This is a genomic window from Phytopseudomonas flavescens, assembly GCF_900100535.1.
In the GTDB taxonomy this organism is placed as follows: domain Bacteria; phylum Pseudomonadota; class Gammaproteobacteria; order Pseudomonadales; family Pseudomonadaceae; genus Aquipseudomonas; species Aquipseudomonas flavescens.
This window is the reverse complement of record NZ_FNDG01000004.1, coordinates 1-17,280: the sequence shown is the minus strand read 5'-3', so window position 1 is coordinate 17,280 and position 17,280 is coordinate 1. Positions and strand designations below refer to the sequence as shown.

The 17,280-nt window shown below is 62.3% G+C and carries 17 protein-coding genes and 2 pseudogenes; 15 read left to right on the top strand and 4 right to left on the bottom strand.

Annotated elements, in window-relative coordinates; genetic code table 11:
• The first annotated feature begins 224 nt into the window (after positions 1-224).
• From BLR94_RS06140 to BLR94_RS06115, 6 genes are all read left to right on the top strand, one after another.
• A complete protein-coding gene (locus tag BLR94_RS06140; protein ID WP_084303893.1) occupies positions 225-1,130 on the top strand; it encodes a metal ABC transporter substrate-binding protein in 906 nt (301 codons plus the stop codon).
• Positions 1,130-2,014 (top strand): manganese/iron ABC transporter ATP-binding protein, encoded by an 885-nt coding sequence (locus tag BLR94_RS06135; RefSeq protein ID WP_084303892.1) that lies wholly within the window; start codon positions 1,130-1,132, stop codon positions 2,012-2,014. The genes BLR94_RS06140 and BLR94_RS06135 overlap by 1 nt, the downstream gene beginning before the upstream one ends.
• The gene (locus tag BLR94_RS06130; RefSeq protein WP_167359720.1) at positions 2,014-2,868 is read left to right on the top strand and encodes a metal ABC transporter permease; all 855 of its coding nucleotides are present in this window, start codon (positions 2,014-2,016) and stop codon (positions 2,866-2,868) included. The genes BLR94_RS06135 and BLR94_RS06130 overlap by 1 nt, the downstream gene beginning before the upstream one ends.
• Before the next feature lie 2 nt (positions 2,869-2,870).
• The gene (locus BLR94_RS06125) at positions 2,871-3,701 is read left to right on the top strand and encodes a metal ABC transporter permease (protein ID WP_084303891.1); all 831 of its coding nucleotides are present in this window, start codon (positions 2,871-2,873) and stop codon (positions 3,699-3,701) included.
• A gap of 36 nt (positions 3,702-3,737) precedes the next feature.
• Positions 3,738-4,505, top strand: coding sequence for an META domain-containing protein (locus tag BLR94_RS06120; protein WP_084303890.1), 768 nt, complete (start codon positions 3,738-3,740; stop codon positions 4,503-4,505).
• Between the two features lie 184 nt (positions 4,506-4,689).
• Positions 4,690-6,633: a methyl-accepting chemotaxis protein gene (locus tag BLR94_RS06115; RefSeq protein WP_084303889.1), complete on the top strand. Its 1,944-nt coding sequence runs from the start codon at positions 4,690-4,692 to the stop codon at positions 6,631-6,633.
• A 72-nt stretch (positions 6,634-6,705) separates the two neighbouring features.
• Here BLR94_RS06115 and BLR94_RS06110 read toward each other — a convergent pair whose 3' ends face one another.
• The gene (locus BLR94_RS06110) at positions 6,706-7,104 is read right to left on the bottom strand and encodes a DUF1090 domain-containing protein (RefSeq protein ID WP_084303888.1); all 399 of its coding nucleotides are present in this window, start codon (positions 7,102-7,104) and stop codon (positions 6,706-6,708) included.
• Positions 7,105-7,290: 186 nt separating this feature from the next.
• Between BLR94_RS06110 and BLR94_RS06105 the strand changes: the two genes are divergently transcribed.
• A complete protein-coding gene (locus BLR94_RS06105; protein ID WP_084303887.1) occupies positions 7,291-8,397 on the top strand; it encodes a Gfo/Idh/MocA family protein in 1,107 nt (368 codons plus the stop codon).
• Positions 8,398-8,468: 71 nt separating this feature from the next.
• On the opposite strand, the gene fabV is transcribed toward BLR94_RS06105, so the two are convergent.
• Complete coding sequence (gene fabV / locus BLR94_RS06100) at positions 8,469-9,674, bottom strand: enoyl-ACP reductase FabV (RefSeq protein ID WP_084303886.1); 1,206 nt, start codon at positions 9,672-9,674, stop codon at positions 8,469-8,471.
• A 297-nt stretch (positions 9,675-9,971) separates the two neighbouring features.
• Here fabV and BLR94_RS06095 point away from each other — a divergent pair, with 297 nt between their 5' ends.
• The 3 genes from BLR94_RS06095 to BLR94_RS06085 all read left to right on the top strand — a co-directional run bounded on the left by BLR94_RS06095 (position 9,972) and on the right by BLR94_RS06085 (position 12,651).
• Positions 9,972-11,417, top strand: coding sequence for a SulP family inorganic anion transporter (locus BLR94_RS06095; RefSeq protein WP_084303885.1), 1,446 nt, complete (start codon positions 9,972-9,974; stop codon positions 11,415-11,417).
• Positions 11,418-11,484: 67 nt separating this feature from the next.
• Positions 11,485-11,832 carry a hypothetical protein gene (locus tag BLR94_RS06090; RefSeq protein WP_139207420.1) on the top strand — a complete coding sequence of 116 codons (348 nt, stop codon included), beginning with the start codon at positions 11,485-11,487 and terminating at the stop codon, positions 11,830-11,832.
• 90 nt (positions 11,833-11,922) lie between these two features.
• Positions 11,923-12,651, top strand: coding sequence for a lysozyme inhibitor LprI family protein (locus BLR94_RS06085; RefSeq protein ID WP_084303883.1), 729 nt, complete (start codon positions 11,923-11,925; stop codon positions 12,649-12,651).
• Positions 12,652-12,659: 8 nt separating this feature from the next.
• Here the strand turns inward: BLR94_RS06085 and BLR94_RS27500 are convergent, their stop codons facing one another.
• Both BLR94_RS27500 and BLR94_RS06080 read right to left on the bottom strand, forming a co-directional pair.
• A complete protein-coding gene (locus BLR94_RS27500; protein ID WP_167359719.1) occupies positions 12,660-12,812 on the bottom strand; it encodes a hypothetical protein in 153 nt (50 codons plus the stop codon).
• Between the two features lie 387 nt (positions 12,813-13,199).
• Positions 13,200-13,580: a winged helix-turn-helix transcriptional regulator gene (locus BLR94_RS06080; protein WP_084303882.1), complete on the bottom strand. Its 381-nt coding sequence runs from the start codon at positions 13,578-13,580 to the stop codon at positions 13,200-13,202.
• A gap of 85 nt (positions 13,581-13,665) precedes the next feature.
• Between BLR94_RS06080 and BLR94_RS06075 the strand changes: the two genes are divergently transcribed.
• The 5 genes and pseudogenes from BLR94_RS06075 to BLR94_RS06055 all read left to right on the top strand — a co-directional run.
• Entirely contained in the window at positions 13,666-14,727 is a 1,062-nt protein-coding gene (locus BLR94_RS06075; protein WP_084303881.1) for an SDR family oxidoreductase, read from the top strand.
• Between the two features lie 215 nt (positions 14,728-14,942).
• A complete protein-coding gene (locus BLR94_RS06070; RefSeq protein WP_084303880.1) occupies positions 14,943-15,401 on the top strand; it encodes a GNAT family N-acetyltransferase in 459 nt (152 codons plus the stop codon).
• Between the two features lie 297 nt (positions 15,402-15,698).
• On the top strand, positions 15,699-16,574 hold the full coding sequence (locus BLR94_RS06065) for a restriction endonuclease (protein ID WP_084303879.1): 876 nt from the start codon (positions 15,699-15,701) through the stop codon (positions 16,572-16,574).
• Between the two features lie 59 nt (positions 16,575-16,633).
• Positions 16,634-16,939: pseudogene (locus BLR94_RS06060) on the top strand (restriction endonuclease); the annotation flags it as partial.
• 57 nt (positions 16,940-16,996) lie between these two features.
• A pseudogene (locus BLR94_RS06055) lies at positions 16,997-17,280 on the top strand (transposase); the annotation flags it as partial.

The window sequence follows — 17,280 nt, the reverse complement described above, 5'->3', positions numbered from 1 at the left end:
GACCTTCGCTCGGAGACTTTTCGTACAGACCCCAAGGTGGTTCTGAGCGGGCGGCGATGCTCCAGCGTTGTGCCTCTTGCACAGGCGATAGCGGTTGTCAGCGCAAACAAATCTCTAATGACAATAGTTTTCATTAGCAGTCTTTTATCAGTAAAGTGGCAGCTCTGGTTCGGGTGACGCCCTGCACCCGCTGATATGACCGGTCACGCCATACGAGGATGAAGATGATCAACAGGAACCGTTCGCGCACACTCGCTCCCCTGCTCGCCGCCCTCCTTCTGATCCTGCTGCCGCAGTTGGCCAGCGCCGACGGCAAATTCAAGGTCGTCACCACCTTCACCGTGCTCGCCGACATGGCTCGCCAGGTAGCCGGTGACGCGGCCGTGGTCGAATCGATCACCAAACCGGGCGCGGAAATCCACAATTACCAGCCCACGCCGGGGGATATCCTCAAAGCCCGGGACGCGCAGCTGATCCTGCGTAACGGCATGAATCTGGAGCTGTGGTTCGAACGGTTCCTGCAGCGCCTGCAGGACGTACCCGCCGCCACCCTCAGCGACGGCATCGAGCCGATCGGTATCGCCGAAGGCCCGTACAGCGGCAAACCCAACCCCCATGCCTGGATGTCTCCGGACTCGGCGATGATCTACATCGACAACATCCGCGATGCGCTGGTCGAGCACGACGCCGCCAACGCCGAGACCTACAAGGCCAATGCCGAGGCCTACAAGGCACGCATCCAGGCCACCGTGGCACCGATCCGCGAACGCCTGCAGGCGATTCCGGAAAACCGCCGCTGGCTGGTTTCCAGCGAAGGCGCATTCAGCTACCTGGCACGCGATTTCGGCCTCAAGGAGCTGTACCTGTGGCCGATCAACGCCGACCAGCAGGGCACCCCGCAACAGGTGCGCAAAGTGATCGACGCCGTGCGCGCCAACCAGATTCCCGCTGTGTTCAGCGAAAGCACCATTTCCGCCTCGCCGGCCCAGCAGGTCGCCCGGGAAACCGGCGCCAAGTACGGCGGCGTGCTCTACGTCGACTCCCTCAGCGAACCGAGCGGCCCGGTACCCACCTACCTCGACCTGCTGCGCGTCACCTCACAGACCATCGCTGACGGGCTGGCCGAATAATGCCAAACGCCCAGCACGAAAAGGACAGCTTCGACGGCATTCGTGTCGATGACATCAGCGTGACCTACCGCAACGGCCACACCGCCTTGCGCAACGCCAGCTTCGCCAGCCCGGGCGGCAGCATCACCGCCCTGGTAGGCGTCAACGGCAGCGGCAAGTCGACGCTGTTCAAGGCCATCATGGGCTTCGTGAACCTGGCCCAGGGCAGCATCCGCGTGCTCGACATGCCGGTGCGCGATGCCTTGAAGCGCAACCTGATCGCCTACGTGCCGCAAAGCGAAGACGTCGACTGGAATTTTCCGGTGCTGGTCGAGGACGTGGTGATGATGGGCCGCTACGGCCACATGGGCATGCTGCGTCGTCCCCGTGCGGCCGACCGCGAAGCCGTGGACACGGCCCTGACGCGGGTCGGCATGAGCGATCTGCGCAAGCGGCAGATCGGCGAGCTGTCCGGCGGGCAGAAGAAGCGCGTGTTTCTTGCCCGCGCCCTGGCCCAGGATTCACGGGTCATCCTGCTGGACGAGCCGTTCACCGGGGTCGACGTGAAGACCGAGGATGCCATCGTGCGGCTGCTCGGCGAATTGCGCGACGAAGGCCGGGTGATGCTGGTATCCACTCACAACCTGGGCAGCGTGCCGGAATTCTGCGACCGCACCGTGCTGCTGGCACGTACGGTGCTCGCTTACGGTCCCACCCAATCGGTGTTCACCCGCGAGAACCTCGAGCGCACGTTCGGCGGCGTGCTGCGCCACTTCGAACTGCCGGGCGAAGGGCACGACCGCAACGCGCCGCTGATCGGCATCATCACCGACGACGAGCGCCCGCTGGTGCTCTATGACGGCAAGTCGACCATCCGTGGCCGTGTCGACGAAAAGGATCAATAGTGCCTACCCTGCTCGAACCCTTTTCCTACGGCTACATGGTCAATGCCATGTGGGTCTCGACCCTGGTCGGCGTGGTCTGCGCGCTGCTCTCGGTGTACCTGATGCTCAAGGGCTGGTCGCTGATCGGCGACGCCCTGGCCCACTCCATCGTGCCCGGCGTCGCCGGGGCCTACATGCTCGGCCTGCCCTTCGCCCTTGGCGCCTTCGGTGCCGGCACGCTGGCGGCAGGTGCCATGCTGTTCCTCAACCAGCGCAGCAAGCTCAAGGAAGACGTGATCATCGGCCTGATCTTTTCGTCGTTCTTCGGTCTCGGGCTGTTCATGGTGTCGCTGTCACCGACCTCGGTGAACATCCAGACCATCGTGCTCGGCAATATCCTCGCCATCACCCCGGGCGACACCCTGCAGTTGCTATTGATCGCCGGCATCACCCTGGCCGTACTGGCACTGCGCTGGAAGGATCTCATGGTGGTGTTCTTCGACGAGCACCACGCCCGCTCGATCGGCCTCAGCCCGACGCGGCTGAAGGCGATCTTCTTCATCCTGCTGTCCGCCTGCACCGTGGCGGCCATGCAGACCGTCGGCGCCTTTCTGGTCATCGCCATGGTCGTCACCCCGGGCGCCACCGCCTACCTGCTCAGTGACCGTTTCGAGCGGCTGCTGCTGATCGCCGCCAGCATCGGCGGCCTGAGCAGTTTCATCGGCGCCTATGCCAGCTACTTTCTCGATGGCGCCACCGGGGCGATCATCATCGTGTTGCAGACCTGCGTGTTCCTCGTGGCTTTCGTCTTCGCGCCCAAACATGGCCTGCTCGCGGCACGCCGCCGTGCCGTCCTGGCCCGGCTGGAGAGGTGACCATGGAGATGCTCCTGCAACCGCTACACATCGACTTCATGCAGTACGCCCTGCTGATCGCCGTGCTGGTGGCCATCCCCGCCGCGCTGCTGTCGTGCTTTCTGGTGCTCAAGGGCTGGGCACTGATGGGCGACGCCACCGCCCACGCGGTGTTTCCCGGCGTGGTCATCGCCTATATCGTCGGCCTGCCCTACTCGCTCGGCGCCTTCGTGGCCGGCATGCTCTGCGCGATGGCCTCGGGTTACCTCAAGGAAAACAGCCGGATCAAACAGGACACCCTGATGGGCGTGGTGTTCTCCGGCATGTTCGGCCTCGGCCTGCTGCTCTACACGCAGATTCACAGCGACGTGCACCTGGATCACATCCTGTTCGGCGACATGCTCGGCATTGGCTGGGCGGACCTGCTGGAAAGCGGGCTGATCGCCCTGGCGGTGAGCGCGTTCATCGGCCTGAAGTGGCGCGACCTGCTGCTGCACGCCTTCGATCCGGTACAGGCCCGTACCGTCGGCCTGCCGGTGCGTCTGCTGCACTACGGCCTGCTGGCGGTGATGTCGCTGACCATCGTCGGCGCGCTCAAGGCCATCGGCATCGTGCTTACCGTGGCGCTGCTGATCGCTCCCGGCGCCATCGCCTTTTTGCTGACCCGCACCTTGGGCGCGATGCTTTTCACCGCGGTCGGCATCGCCGTGGGCGCAGCGCTGAGCGGCGTGTACCTGAGTTTCTTCATCGACAGCGCCCCTGGCCCGACCATCGTGGTGCTGCTCAGCACCCTGTTCATCCTGGTGTTCATCCACGCCGGCAGACGCGAGCGCAGGCGTAGCACGCAGCAGTAGAATCTGCCTGCCCTTCACGCTCAGACAAGGAATGTCATGCTCAAGCAGTCCCTGACAGTACTCGCCAGCAGTTTTCTGCTGGCGGCCTGCAGCACCCAGGCACCCACACCCGCCGCTAAAACGCCAGACGAACTCGCGCAGGAGTATTTCGTCTTAGCGTCCATGAATGCGGTGCGCACCGTCGGTATCGAGGCGAACCCGGAGTGGCAGGTCGGAAGTTTCGAGATGGTCTACGTCCTGAACCGCCAGAATCAGTTGCTCGATTGCAAGGCGCGCCCCGCCAGCAACGCAAAGAACGCCGGTGGCTTTGCCTACAATCCACAATTGGCTGAGCGGATGAACAGCCTGTGCTGGCAGACCGTTCTGCCGCCCATTCCCCCGCACCTGTTCGATGAAGACCCGAGCACCGAGATAGTTGCACCCGTGCAGTTCCCCGAGCGCCAGGTAGATCCCGCTCGCCAGGCCAGGAGCGCCGCCATCAATCAGCGAAGCGCATACTTCTGGAGACACCTGTTCGCCGATCAGCCGATCGACAGCATCGGCAAGGCACGCTTCATCGGCATGCTGGATGAACACCGCAACGTGCTCGGCTGCGAGGTGATCATCGAACCTCACCGGCTGAGGCGTCGTGATTTCAAGCAGGACAACAGCCTGCTCGATCATCTGGGGCAGGCCTGTGCGACATTGCGCGATGTCCCTCTGGTACCCGGGCAGAAGCCCAACGCCCAGGGTCAGCAGGTGTTTATCGTCAACCTCGACTATTCGCCCTGGCGGCACCGGGCGGACACCCACACCCTCCGCTGAAGCCTGCTGGCGGCGTCGCGGGCTCGGTTTCGCGGCGTCCTGCGGGCTGCCTGGAATACCAAATACCACTCAAGTTTGCCAGCCTTCGGCCGACTCATTGTTCACGGCCGGGACAAGGCCGAAGGTTCTTCATTTACTGCCTCTCGCTTCAACAACAATATTTCTCGCCCGAGCAGGAATTACCGTGAACATCAAACAGAAACTCACTTGGGCCTTCGCGGCCATCGCCTGTGTGCCCGTCGTGCTGGTCGCTGTCGTGGTGGTGGTCAACCTGCGCGCTCAGGCGCAGGACGATTTCCTCGACAGCAGCAATCGCGAGATCCGCCAGATCGAGAACGCCATGACTCAGTTCCTCGACGCCATCGCGCAGAACGTCGAGTACCTGGCCAAGCATCCCGCTGTACGCAACGCCGGTGAGTTGAAGAATTATTCCGGTGCCGACGCCGCGCAGATACCGTTGAACGAGAACAACCAGGCGTTTCTGAAGATGTTCGGCGAGTTCGCCGCCAGCCACCCGAGCACCGCCTATCTGTCGATCGGCAAGCCCGACGGCGGCTACGCGTCCTGGCCCGACGACGCCAAGTTGAGCAACTACGACCCGCGGGTACGCCCCTGGTACAAGGCTGCCCTGGGCTCGCCAGGCAAGACGGTGCGCACCTCGGCCTATTACTGGGCACCGGACGACGTGGTGCTGATGGGCACCGTGCGCACCATCGAGAACGACCAGGGCCAACCGGCCGGCGTGCTCGGCCTGGACGTTTCGCTCAAGCAGCTCACCGAGCTGGTCAAGCAGATCAAGCTTGGCGAAAGCGGCTACCTGATGCTGCTGGAAAGCAACGGCAACGTGCTGGTCGACCCCCGCGAGCCCGCCCATGGCTTCAAGCTGATCAGCGAGCTGGGAGAAGGCTATGCGCAACTGGCCGGCGTGGAAAACGGGCTGGTGGAGATAGAGTTGGACGGCGTGCCGTACATGGCCAATGTCTGGTCATCGAAAGCCCTCGGCTGGCGCTTCATCGGCCTGATCGAACGCAGCGAGGTGATGGCCAAGGCCACCCGCCTGACCTGGCAGATTGGTGTGATCGCCGCGGTACTGGCCGTGCTGTTCGCCATCGTTGGCGCCAGCTTCGCCGGCCTCATCGTACGGCCGATCCGCAGCGTGGCCGGCGGCCTGGAAGGCATCGCCCAGGGCGAAGGCGACCTGACCCGCAACCTCGACGTGCGCGGCAATGACGAAACCGCTCTGCTGGCACGCTGGTTCAACCAGTTCCTCGGCGCCATCCGCACCCTGGTGCAACGCATCGGCAGCGCCTCGGCGGACCTGCAGAGCGCCTCGGACGTCAGCACCCGGGTGGCCCGCGACATGAACGATGCGGCGGGCCGCCAGCGCGAAGCCGTGGAACTGGTGTCCACTGCTTTCAACGAAATGGTCGCCACCGCCAACGAAGTGGCTCGCTCCTGCAGCCAGGCGGCCTCCTCGGCCGATGCCGGCCAGCGCCAGGTGCACGATGGTCAGTTGCAGATCGACGAAGCCACCGGCAGCGTCTCGCGCCTGAGCGAGAACCTGCAGAAGTCGGCCCAGGCCATGCAGGTTCTGGAACAGGACAGCAGCAACATCAACGCCATTCTCGATACCATCCGCTCGATTGCCGAGCAGACCAACCTGCTGGCCCTCAACGCGGCCATCGAGGCGGCACGGGCCGGCGAGCAGGGCCGTGGCTTCGCCGTGGTCGCCGACGAGGTGCGCGCGCTGGCCAAACGCACCGCCGACTCAACCGGTGAAATCGACGGCCTGCTCGGCGGGCTGGCCAGGCGCACCCAGGACGTCACCAAGCAGATGCAGAGCAGCCTGAGCATGTCGCTGCAGAGTGTCGAGCGTATCCAGCAGGCACGCGACAGCTTCGAGCAGATCCGCAGTTCGGTCGACGAGATCCGTGACCAGAACAGCCAGATCGCCACGGCCGCCGAAGAGCAGCACCAGGTCGCCGAAGACATCAACCGGCACATCGCGCAGATACACACCGACGCGCAACTGGTCGAGGAGCTGGCGCATTCGGCGCGCACCGATTCGCAGCGCCTGGAAACGCTGTCCGGCGAACTGAATGGCCTGGTGGGGCGTTTCAGAACCTGACGGCAGGTGCCGGACTACCCGGGGCCGCATGGTGAAAAAGGGAGGATGGCCGTTCGGCCATCCTCCCTTTTTTCATTCAGCCTGCTGCTTGGGTGCCGGGCTCAGCTCGGTTTCTGCCTGCTGCAGTTCCGCGCGGGCTTCCTCCAGCTTGGCCTGACGCTTGGCGATCCTGCTGGAATCGCCGCTCAATTCAGCTTCGCGCAGGTCCGCCTCACGCTCGCGCACCTCGTCTCGTGCTTCGCTGACCTTGCCTTCCAGCTCACGCAGCAGCCCCTTGTCCGTGCAATTGCCCTGCACCTTCTGCAACGCGACGTTCAACCCTTTCACCTGGCCATCACGGCCTGCGGCCTCGGCAGCCTGGAGCTGTCGCTGGATGTCTGCCGCCTTCGCTTCGCAACGGGGATTGGACGCGGGCTCGGCCAGCGCCGGCAGGGCGACGACGAGCAACAGACTGGAAATCAGGGCTTTCATTGCAACTCTCCATAAACGATGTAACGGATGCGCCTCGGTTGGCGGCCATACAGACCACGGAAAAGTTCGATGATTTCCCGTGCCATGCGAAGACCGGCAAGCGCTTTTACTGAACTTCGCGTAGCGATGCCTGCCGACTGTTACAAGCCGGACAATACAGTGCGGTGTTGCACAGGAGTCGATGAAATGCCCGATGCTCAAGGCAAGGTTCGTTACGCAGTCGTCGCGGGTGGCTGGATTTCCCAAGGGGCGTTCATGCCCGGCGTCGGCCAGACCGACAATTCGGTGATTACCGCATTGGTGACCGGCGACCCCATCAAGGCCGACGAACTGGCCGCGCTGTACGACATCAAGAGCTACAGCTACGACGAATTCCCCACGCTGCTCGCCTCGGGCGAGATCGATGCCATCTACCTGGCGACGCCGAACTTTCGCCACCGTGAATTCGCCGAACCTGCCCTCGAGGCAGGCATCCACGTGCTGTTGGAAAAGCCCATGGCCACCAGCGAAGAAGACTGCAAGGCCATCACTGCCGCCGCCGAGCGCTCCGGTGCCAAGTTGATGATCGCCTATCGCCTGCATTTCGAACCAGGCACCGTGGAAATGATTCATCGCATCCGCTCGGGCGATATCGGCGACCCGCGGCTGTTCACCGCAACCTTCACGCAGACCGTCGACCCAGCCAACCACCGTATGCAGAGCGGCTACTGGGCAGGTCCGGTGACCGATATGGGCCCGTACCCGATCAACGCGGTCCGCAACCTGTTCGACGATGAGCCCCTGGAAGTTCGCGCCGTGGCCGTGCAGACCCCCGGCCGCGAGATCAACACCCCGGATACCGTGACCGTCACCCTGCGCTTCGCCGACGAGCGTCTGGCAGTGTTCACCGTCAGCTACAGCCTGCCCGGCAGCCAGCGCCTGCAGGTAATTGGCAGCGAAGGCGAGTTCGAAGCCTCGCCCTGCTTCGGCTTCGGTGAAGGTGTGGGGATCAGCTACCGCGCCATCATCGGTGACGAGACCAAGGAGCACAGCCATCCGGTGGTCGATCAGTTCGGCGGCCAGACCCAGTACTTCTCCGACTGCATCCTGCAGAACCGCGAACCGGAGCCGGACGGTGACGAGGGCTGGCGCGATGTACGCGTCCTCGCCGCCATCGAGCGAGCCCTGCAGACTGGCCAACCGCAGCGCCTGGAGCCACTGCCCAAGCGCCCCGGCATCAGCGTCGAACAGGCACGCCGCCTGCCGTTGGCCAAGGTGCCTCGTTATGTGAATACCGACGAGCCAGTGGGCTGACAGGCCAGGCTGCATGCCGGAAAACGAAAAGGACGCCGCGGCGTCCTTTTTGCTGACCCCTGAACGGTCGGTTACAGCTGAACCACGTCGAACTGAACGTCGGTGGCCACGTCGGCGTCGTAGTCGACGTCGCTGCGCTCGAAGCCGAACAACTTGAGGAACTCGCGCTTGTAGCCGGCGTAGTCGGTCAATTCGAACAGGTTCTCGGTGGTCACTTGCGGCCACAGTGCCTTGCAGGCGTCCTGCACGTCATCACGCAGTTCCCAGTCGTCCAGACGCAGACGTCCTTCGCTGTCCACTTCGGCCGGCTGACCGTCGGCGCGGTACAGGCAATCGCGGAAGGTGCGGTTCAACTGCTCGATGGTGCCTTCGTGCAGGCCCTTTTCCTTCATGATCCTGAAGACCATCGACAGGTACAGCGGCATGACCGGGATGGCTGCGCTGGCCTGGGTCACGACCGATTTCAGTACCGCCACGTTGGCGCCACCGCCATTGGCCTGCAGGCGCTTGTCGAGGCGTACGGCGGTCTCGTCGAGATCCTGCTTGGCCTTGCCCAGCGCACCGTGCCAATAGATCGGCCAGGTAATTTCAGTACCGATGTAGCTGAATGCGGCGGTGCGTGCCTGGGGCGCCAGCACGCCGGCCTGCTCCAGTGCGTCGATCCACAGTTCCCAGTCCTGGCCGCCCATGACGGTGACGGTATCAGCGATTTCCTGCTCGTTGGCCGGCTCGATGGCGGCCTCGATGATGGTGTCCTTGTTGGTGTCGATGGCGGTCGACTTGTACGGCTGGCCGATGGGCTTGAGCGCCGAGCGGATCACTTCACCGCTTTGCGGCAGCTTGCGCACCGGCGAAGCCAGGGAGTAGATCACCAGGTCGACCTTGCCACCCATGTCGTTCTTGATCAGCTCGATGACCTTGGCGCGGGCTTCGTCGGAGAAGGCATCGCCATTGATCGACTTGCTGTACAGGCCTTCTGCCTTGGCGAATTTGTCGAACGCCGCCGAGTTGTACCAGCCCGCGGTGCCGGCCTTGGTTTCGCTGCCCGGCTTCTCGAAGAACACCCCCAGGGTGTCGGCGCCGAAGCCGAACGCGGCGGTGATACGCGCGGCCAGGCCATAACCGCTGGAGGCGCCGATGACCAGGACCTTCTTGGGACCGTCGTTACGCACGCCCAGTTTGCGCGTGGCCTCGATCTGCTCGGCCACGTTGCGCTCGCAACCCAGCGGGTGGGTGGTGGTACAGATGAAGCCACGAACTTTAGGGTGAATGATCAACGCGTTTACCTCGTCATCGTTTTTTGGGCAGGCGACAGTGTAATGTCGATTGGTCGCCGGAGAAAAAGGAGATTAGACCTATTGGTCGCTGCAAATGCCAGCCAGGCCACATTTCATCGGCTGGTTGTTTTGTCGCAGGGCCTCGACGCCATGGCTATCCACGCCATGCGGCTCCCCGGCACTGGCCTTCGCCCCGACGATTCCTTACCATCGGCAACCTTCCAACTCCAAGGCCGCACAGGCCGTGCCACGCCCTGCTCCGCGCAGGGGCACCCGTCTTGCTTGATCAGGTAAACCATGAAAATCGCCCGTTTGCGCGCCGATGTGCTGGCCGGTCTCACCTCATCGTTCGCGTTGGTGCCGGAGTGCATCGCCTTCGCCCTGGTGGCCCAGGTCAACCCGCTGATGGGCCTGTATGGCGCCTTCTTCATCTGCCTGATCACCGCCCTGTTCGGTGGCCGCCCCGGGATGATTTCCGGTGCCGCGGGCTCCATGGCCGTGGTCATCGTCGCCCTGGTGGTGCAGCACGGCGTGCATTACCTGCTCGCCACGGTACTGCTCGGCGGGCTGATCATGCTGGCCTTCGGTGCCCTGCGCCTGGGCAAGCTGGTGCGCATGGTGCCGCACCCGGTGATGCTCGGTTTCGTCAACGGCCTGGCCATCGTCATTGCCACGGCGCAACTGGAACACTTCCAGCATGACGGCCACTGGATAGCCGGCAACGAGCTGTACCTGATGCTCGGCCTGGTGGCGCTGACCATGGCCATCGTCTACATCCTGCCGCGCCTGACCCGCGTCATACCGCCAGCCCTGGCGGCGATCCTCGGCGTCGGCCTGCTCACCTGGTCGCTGCAGTTGCCCACCCATACCCTTGGCGACATGGCGCAGATCGCCGGCGGCCTGCCCGTGCCGGCATTGCCGCAGATTCCCTGGAGCCTGGAGACCCTGTGGATCATCCTCCCCTACGCCGTGCTGATGGCCATGGTCGGCCTGCTGGAAACCCTGCTGACCCTCAACCTCACCGATGAGATCACCGAAAGCCGCGGCCACCCGGATCGCGAGTGCGTGGCCCTGGGCGCGGCCAACCTCGCCTCCGGCCTGTGCGGCGGCATGGGCGGTTGCGCGATGATCGGCCAGACCATGATCAACCTCAGCTCCGGCGGCCGCGGACGGCTCTCCGGCATCGTCGCCGGGGTGATGATCCTGCTCTACGTGCTGTTCCTCTCGCCGCTGATCGAACTGATTCCCCTGGCCGCACTGGTCGGCGTGATGTTCGTGGTCGCCCAGCAGACCTTCGCCTGGGCCTCGCTGCGGGTGCTCGGCAAGGTGCCGCTGAACGACGTGCTGGTGATCATCGCGGTGACCGTCATCACCGTGCTCACCGACCTGGCCACCGCGGTACTCTGCGGTATCGTCATCGCCGCGCTGAACTTCGCCTGGCACCACGCCCGCGAGCTCTACGCCGACTGCCATATCGAAGCCGACGGCAGCAAGCTCTATCGGCCCCACGGCACCCTGTTCTTCGCCTCCACCGCACCGTTCCTCAACCTCTTCGACGCCGCCAACGACCCTGCCGACGTGACCCTCGACTGCCGCCACCTGAGCTTCGTCGACTACTCGGCCATCGCCGCCCTGATGACCCTGCGCGAGCGCTACAGCAAGGCCGGCAAGCACCTGCGCGTGGTGCACCTGTCGGAACGCTGCAAACAACTGCTCAAGCGTGCGGGCATGCAGCCGGCGTGACGGCCGGACAGCATGTCCGGCACGCCAGGCATTCACATTTTCAAATCACCACAGGGAAGACAGACGTATGAAGAAATTGATTGCAGGGATGATCGCAGCCAGCGTTGCAGGCTGTGCTTGGTACTACCAACCGGCACAGCCTGCACGGGTAATGTGGGAACCCACCAGACAAGCCAAAGCCGACGTCGATACGGCGCTCGAACAATGCGATTTCATCGATCAAATGAGTGCAGGCGTGCAGAAGATTCAGGAACAGGCCAAGTGCATGCGCGACATGGGCTTTGAACCAGACCTTTCCAGCTACAGCCCGCATAACTGCTACGGCAATGCCCCTGCCGGCTGCATCGTCTATTGGCCGCAGGGCATGGCTCAACCTCAGCCCGTGAAGACCAAGACAGTGCCCGCTGGCGACTGACTCTTGATCGCCTGGCGCCCACGCTGGAGCGTGGGCGCCATCGAATAAGCGGGTTGAGAACGACCCCGAATCAAGCCTTAGAGACAAAAAATGAAACTGGCAGCCATTCTCATGCTTATTGCAGTCAGCTCCGCTGCGAATGCGATTACACCGCTCGATACCCGTAACAAGCACGAAACAATAACGCTCGACTACTTCATGGAGGCCTGCACCGTGATTGGAGAAACGGGCAGCGGGCTGATTTCACATTTCGACTGTGACTCCTATCTCTACGGAATCATGGATACACAGCGGGTACTGAATGCGTCATTGCCCCCGGCACAGCGGGCCTGCATCCCTGAACAGCTTGCTCCCTGGCAACTCTACGAGCAAATCGGATCCGCTATTCCAGACAATGAATGGAGCAAGCTGGCAGCACCGCCCATCACTCGCCTGCTGCGCCAGAAATACCCGTGCGGCACCCCTACCGTCGCAGAAACACCAAATGGTTCGTGCAAAGCTGCCAACGCCGAACCAGAGATGTACGAATGTTTGAACGCTGAGCTGAAAAAGTCCGATGCTGAGCTGAACACTGCCTACCAAAGCCTGCTATCGAGATACGAAAAAAACAGTGCTCAATCCCGTTCAACGGCAGAAACCCAAGACATCCATTTGAAACATGCCCAAAGAGCCTGGATCAAGATGCGCGATGCAAGCTGTGACTTCGAGACGTATGAGTCAAAGACAGGCAGTGGTTTCGGCGCAATCCATACCGCATGCCTGCTGAAGCAGACACAAGATAGGGTCGAGTACCTTAACGGGTTTATTCAGCGTCCATAGACAAGCACTCAAGCTTGGGCGAAGGCCTCATCGCCAGCGGCTGCCGCCTGGTCGCGGGCCTGTTCGCGCCGCGCCCATTCAGCGAGCGCTGCATCGAACTCAGGTTGAGGATCGCTCTGCCCCGGTACCCTGTCGAGTTGCCCCACATTTTCTACCGCCATGACTCGCTCCTGCGCTAACGCCCGGCTCGGTAGGAAAACAGTAGCGTCAAGCCAGGCAGGCAAGTTGTGAAAAGCTGTCAAATCGGACGCTACCGCGACATGGCGCCCACCCTGGTGTGTGGGCGCCATCAGAAACACAGCCCGCAGGAGCGTCGACCTCGGCGCGAACCGATAGCGGCCGTGACCTACTATCGGGCACCTCTAAAAACGCATAGGCGAGGCAGTCAGCGCGAGGCAAAACAGGCGAGAAAGCGGAGTTTACGCGCTGTAAATGAGTATTTTGACTGGACTGGCAATCCAGCCTGTTTTTAACGTTGCGATGACAACGCAGGTAGTTTTTAGAGGTGCCCTATCGGCGCTCCTGCAAGAACGACCGCCCCGTCAAAATCAACGCCTGCGCGATGATTGCCTGGGCTGCAGCGCGTCGAGGGCCGAAGCGTTCTGCCGGGCCCAGTCGTAGATCAGTTCGATGGGCTCGACCAGTCGCTGGCCCAGCTCGGTGAGCGAGTAATCGACAGCCGGTGGCACGCTGTCGTATACCTGCCGGATCACCAGCCCACTGGCTTCCAGTTCGCGCAGCGTCTGCACCAGCATTTTCTTAGAGATGCCGGGCAGGCTGCGGTGCAGCACCCCAGCACGTGCGCTGCCGCCGTGGCGAGCGTGCAAGGTGTGCAGGATCATGCTCGTCCACTTGGTGGAAAACAGTTCCAGCACACGGCGCGGCGCACAGTCCTCGCGCCACTGTTCTTCGGGTGATCCGCTTTGCATCGGGGTGGTTACCTTTTGGTGCCGTCTTGGTTTGAGCGTTCAGCATCGCTATGGTGCCAATGCTCTATCTTCGAAGGAATCTCTCATGACACATCACGCACTGGTGGTTGGCGCCAGCGGCATCGTTGGCAGCGCCACCTCCCGCCTGCTGGCCGATCAGGGTTGGCAGGTCACCGGCCTGGCACGTCACCCCAAGGCCGCCGCCGACATCACCCCGCTGGCCGCCGACCTGCTCGACCCGGCTTCGCTGGCGAGCGCCCTCGCGGGGCTCAAGCCCAGCCATGTCTACCTGACCACCTGGGCGCGCCAGGCCAGCGAAGCGGAGAACATCCGCGTCAACTCGGCGATGATCCGCCACCTGCTCGACGCCCTGCGCGCCGCCGGCAGCGTCAAGCATGTCGCGCTGGTCACCGGGCTCAAGCATTACCTCGGCCCGTTCGAAGCCTACGGCAAGGGCAGCCTGCCGCACACACCATTCCGCGAGGAGCAAGGCCGCCTGGACGTGGAGAACTTCTACTACGCCCAGGAAGACGAAGTATTCGCCGCCGCCAGGCGCGATGGCTTCACCTGGAGCGTGCACCGCCCGCACACCATCACCGGCGTGGCAGTCGGCAATGCCATGAACATGGCGACCACCCTCGCCGTCTACGCCTCGGTCTGCCGGGAAACCGGCCGGCCGTTCCGCTTCCCCGGCTCGGCCGTGCAGTGGAACAGCCTGACCGACATGACCGACGCCCGCCAGTTGGCCAAGCAATTGCTCTGGACCTCGACCACACCGGCGGCCGCCAACCAGGCCTTCAACATCGTCAACGGTGACGTATTCCGCTGGAGCTGGATGTGGCAGCGCATCGCCGAGTGGTTCGGTATCGAAGCCGCCGCTTTCGAAGGCCAGCCTGCACCGCTGGAAGAACAGATGGCCGGTGATGGCGCAACCTGGCTGGAGCTGGTTGCCAAACACGATCTGGCAGAAGCCGACATCACCCGCCTGATCTCCCCGTGGCACACCGACGCTGACCTCGGCCGGCCTATCGAAGTGGTTACCGACATGTCGAAAAGCCGCAAGCTGGGCTTCCTCGATTATCAGGCCAGCGACGAAGCCTTCTTCGCCGTATTCGAGCACCTGCGCGAAGCCAGGCTGATTCCCTGAGTCTGGAGCTCCGGGTAAGTTGGGAGGCATCGACTGCACGAGATGGCACTCGTCACGGTGCAACCAACCTACCCGGTAGAGTGCGTACTACGTCCATACGAGGCTATCATCCTGCCGATATCCAGGCCGTGGGCGAATAAAGCGCAAGTGACAGCCTGTCATGCCGCACTTCACCTGAGGTCTCACGTGCCACATTCAGCAGGCTGATCCAGAACATGACGCGCATACAGCAAGCGGCCCCAAACGACGTGCCAGCCCTGCTTCCTCTGGTCGCCAGCTATTGGGACTTCGAGGGCATTACCGGCTTCGATCAAGCGCGCGTCGCCACCCAGCTCACTCGCCTGCTCTCCACCCCGGAGCTGGGGGCCGGCTGGATTGCGGTGGTGGACGGTGTCGCAGTGGGTTATCTGCTGGCCGTTCAGGTATTCAGCCTCGAATACCTCGGGCTCACCGCAGAAATCGACGAGTTCTTCGTGCTGTCATCCCAGCGTGGCAGCGGAGTTGGCGTAGAACTACTGGCCGCCGCCGAAGCCGAATTCGCACGCCGGGGCTACACCCATATCGCGCTGCAACTGTCCCGGGGTAACGAGCCCGCACGCAGGTTCTACCGCAGCCGTGGCTACACCGACAGATCCGGCTATGAGCTGCTCGACAAGGTGCTGGTTGCTCAATAGAACTCACTCCAATCGCTCCTCCATCAGTAAGCCACCAACATAGTCCCCGGATCGCGGCGCCCGCCTCTGCGAGCCCGCCCGCCCCTCTCGCCAAAAACACGCAATTACTACCATCGGATGGCTTGCGTACCCCCATCACATTGGCTAACGTCGCCCTCATTGATAGCGATACGCCATACCTTCCATGGCAAGGCCAATGCAACCGTCCTTCAATGGGCGCTCCATGGTGACTTGCAAGGAAAGCAGTCAGGGAAATGGCATCTGCAGGTCAGCAACCGCAGACAGGGAAGTAATGAAGTGGCCAGACGTCGCAAGACCTCCGTATTCGAAGACCTTGTCTCCATGGCCAGTCGCTTGCCCTGGTGGCTTAGCCTTTTACTGGCGCTGCTCAGTTGGTACTGGCTGCACGGCTACGCCACAACTACCCCGCCACGCCTTACCGACCCCAGCCAGTTTTCAGATCATCTGACCGGTGCCGCCTTGCGAGGCTGGGCGATGGCGTTCCAGTACATCATCCCTGCAGCTTTCGTGCTTGGCGCCATCGCCTCGATTTTTGGCAACAGACGCCGCCGCAAACTGCTCACCGAGGTCGCGGCGGCGACCCACGGCGGTCGAACGCTGGAAAACATCACCTGGCAGGAATTCGAGCAGTTGGTCGGCGAGGCGCTGCGCCAGAAGGGTTATGGCGTCACCGAAACTGGTGGTAATGGCCCGGATGGCGGCGTCGATCTGATCCTGCGTAGCCCTCAGGGCGAGCGTTATATCGTCCAGTGCAAACAATGGCGCGCCATCAAGGTTGGCGTGCCGGTCATCCGCGAATTCCTCGGTGCCATGGTCACGCACGGCGCCGTCGGTGGCTTTGTCGTCACCGCTGGGAACTTTACGACCGAAGCCAAGGCATTCGCCAGCGGCCGCAATATCCGGTTGGTCGATGGTGTGGAGCTGAAAAAGTGGATTGCAGCGGCCAAGCGCGCACCGATTCAGACGCGCCGTGAACCAGCGTCAGCGAAGTCAATGGTGGGAATTGCAGAACCCGCCTCCAACACACCGAGTTGCCCATTTTGTCGCTCAACAATGCAAAAACGCACGGCGAAGAAAGGACCGCACCGAGGCCAAGAGTTCTGGGGTTGTACGACCTGGCCAGGATGTAAAGGCATTATCCAGATCAGCTAGTCAGAGCGCCAAAGTATCGCTGACAGCCATAAAAACATGTCCGACCAAGGAGAGATGTCATGGAGTTTGAAGAACGACTGGCGAGCCTGGCAGCAAAGATTCGCCAACAGAAATCAGCGATCCAAACAGAAGAGGCGACAAAGAACGCTTTTGTGATGCCGTTCATACAGAACGTGTTGGGCTACGACGTCTTTGATCCACTGGAGGTAGTTCCCGAGTTTGTCTGTGACGTAGGAACAAAGAAGGGGGAGAAAATCGACTATGCCATTCTCAAGGACGAGAGGATTCAGATCCTCATCGAAAGCAAGAAAATTGGCGAATCGCTGAACATCAATCATGCGAGCCAGCTTTTCCGATACTTGAATCGCCCCTAGTTTCGTAGACACCTCCAAGCCTCATAATGAGGCCCACTAGGAGGTGCCATGAGCAACCAGCGTTACCCCGAAGAATTCAAAATCGAAGCGGTCAAGCAAGTGACCGAGCGTGGCCTTCCTGTAGCCGAAGTGGCAGCGCGGTTAGGTATGTCGGTGCACAGCCTGTATGCCTGGATCAAGCGCTACAGCAAGCCCCAGGAAAAGCGGCAGCAAGAGAACGATCAGCAGGCCGAACTGCGTCGTCTGCGTGCTGAACTCAAGCGAGTGACCGAAGAGCGAGACATCCTAAAAAAGGCCGCCGCGTACTTTGCCAAGGAGTCCGGCTGAAGTAC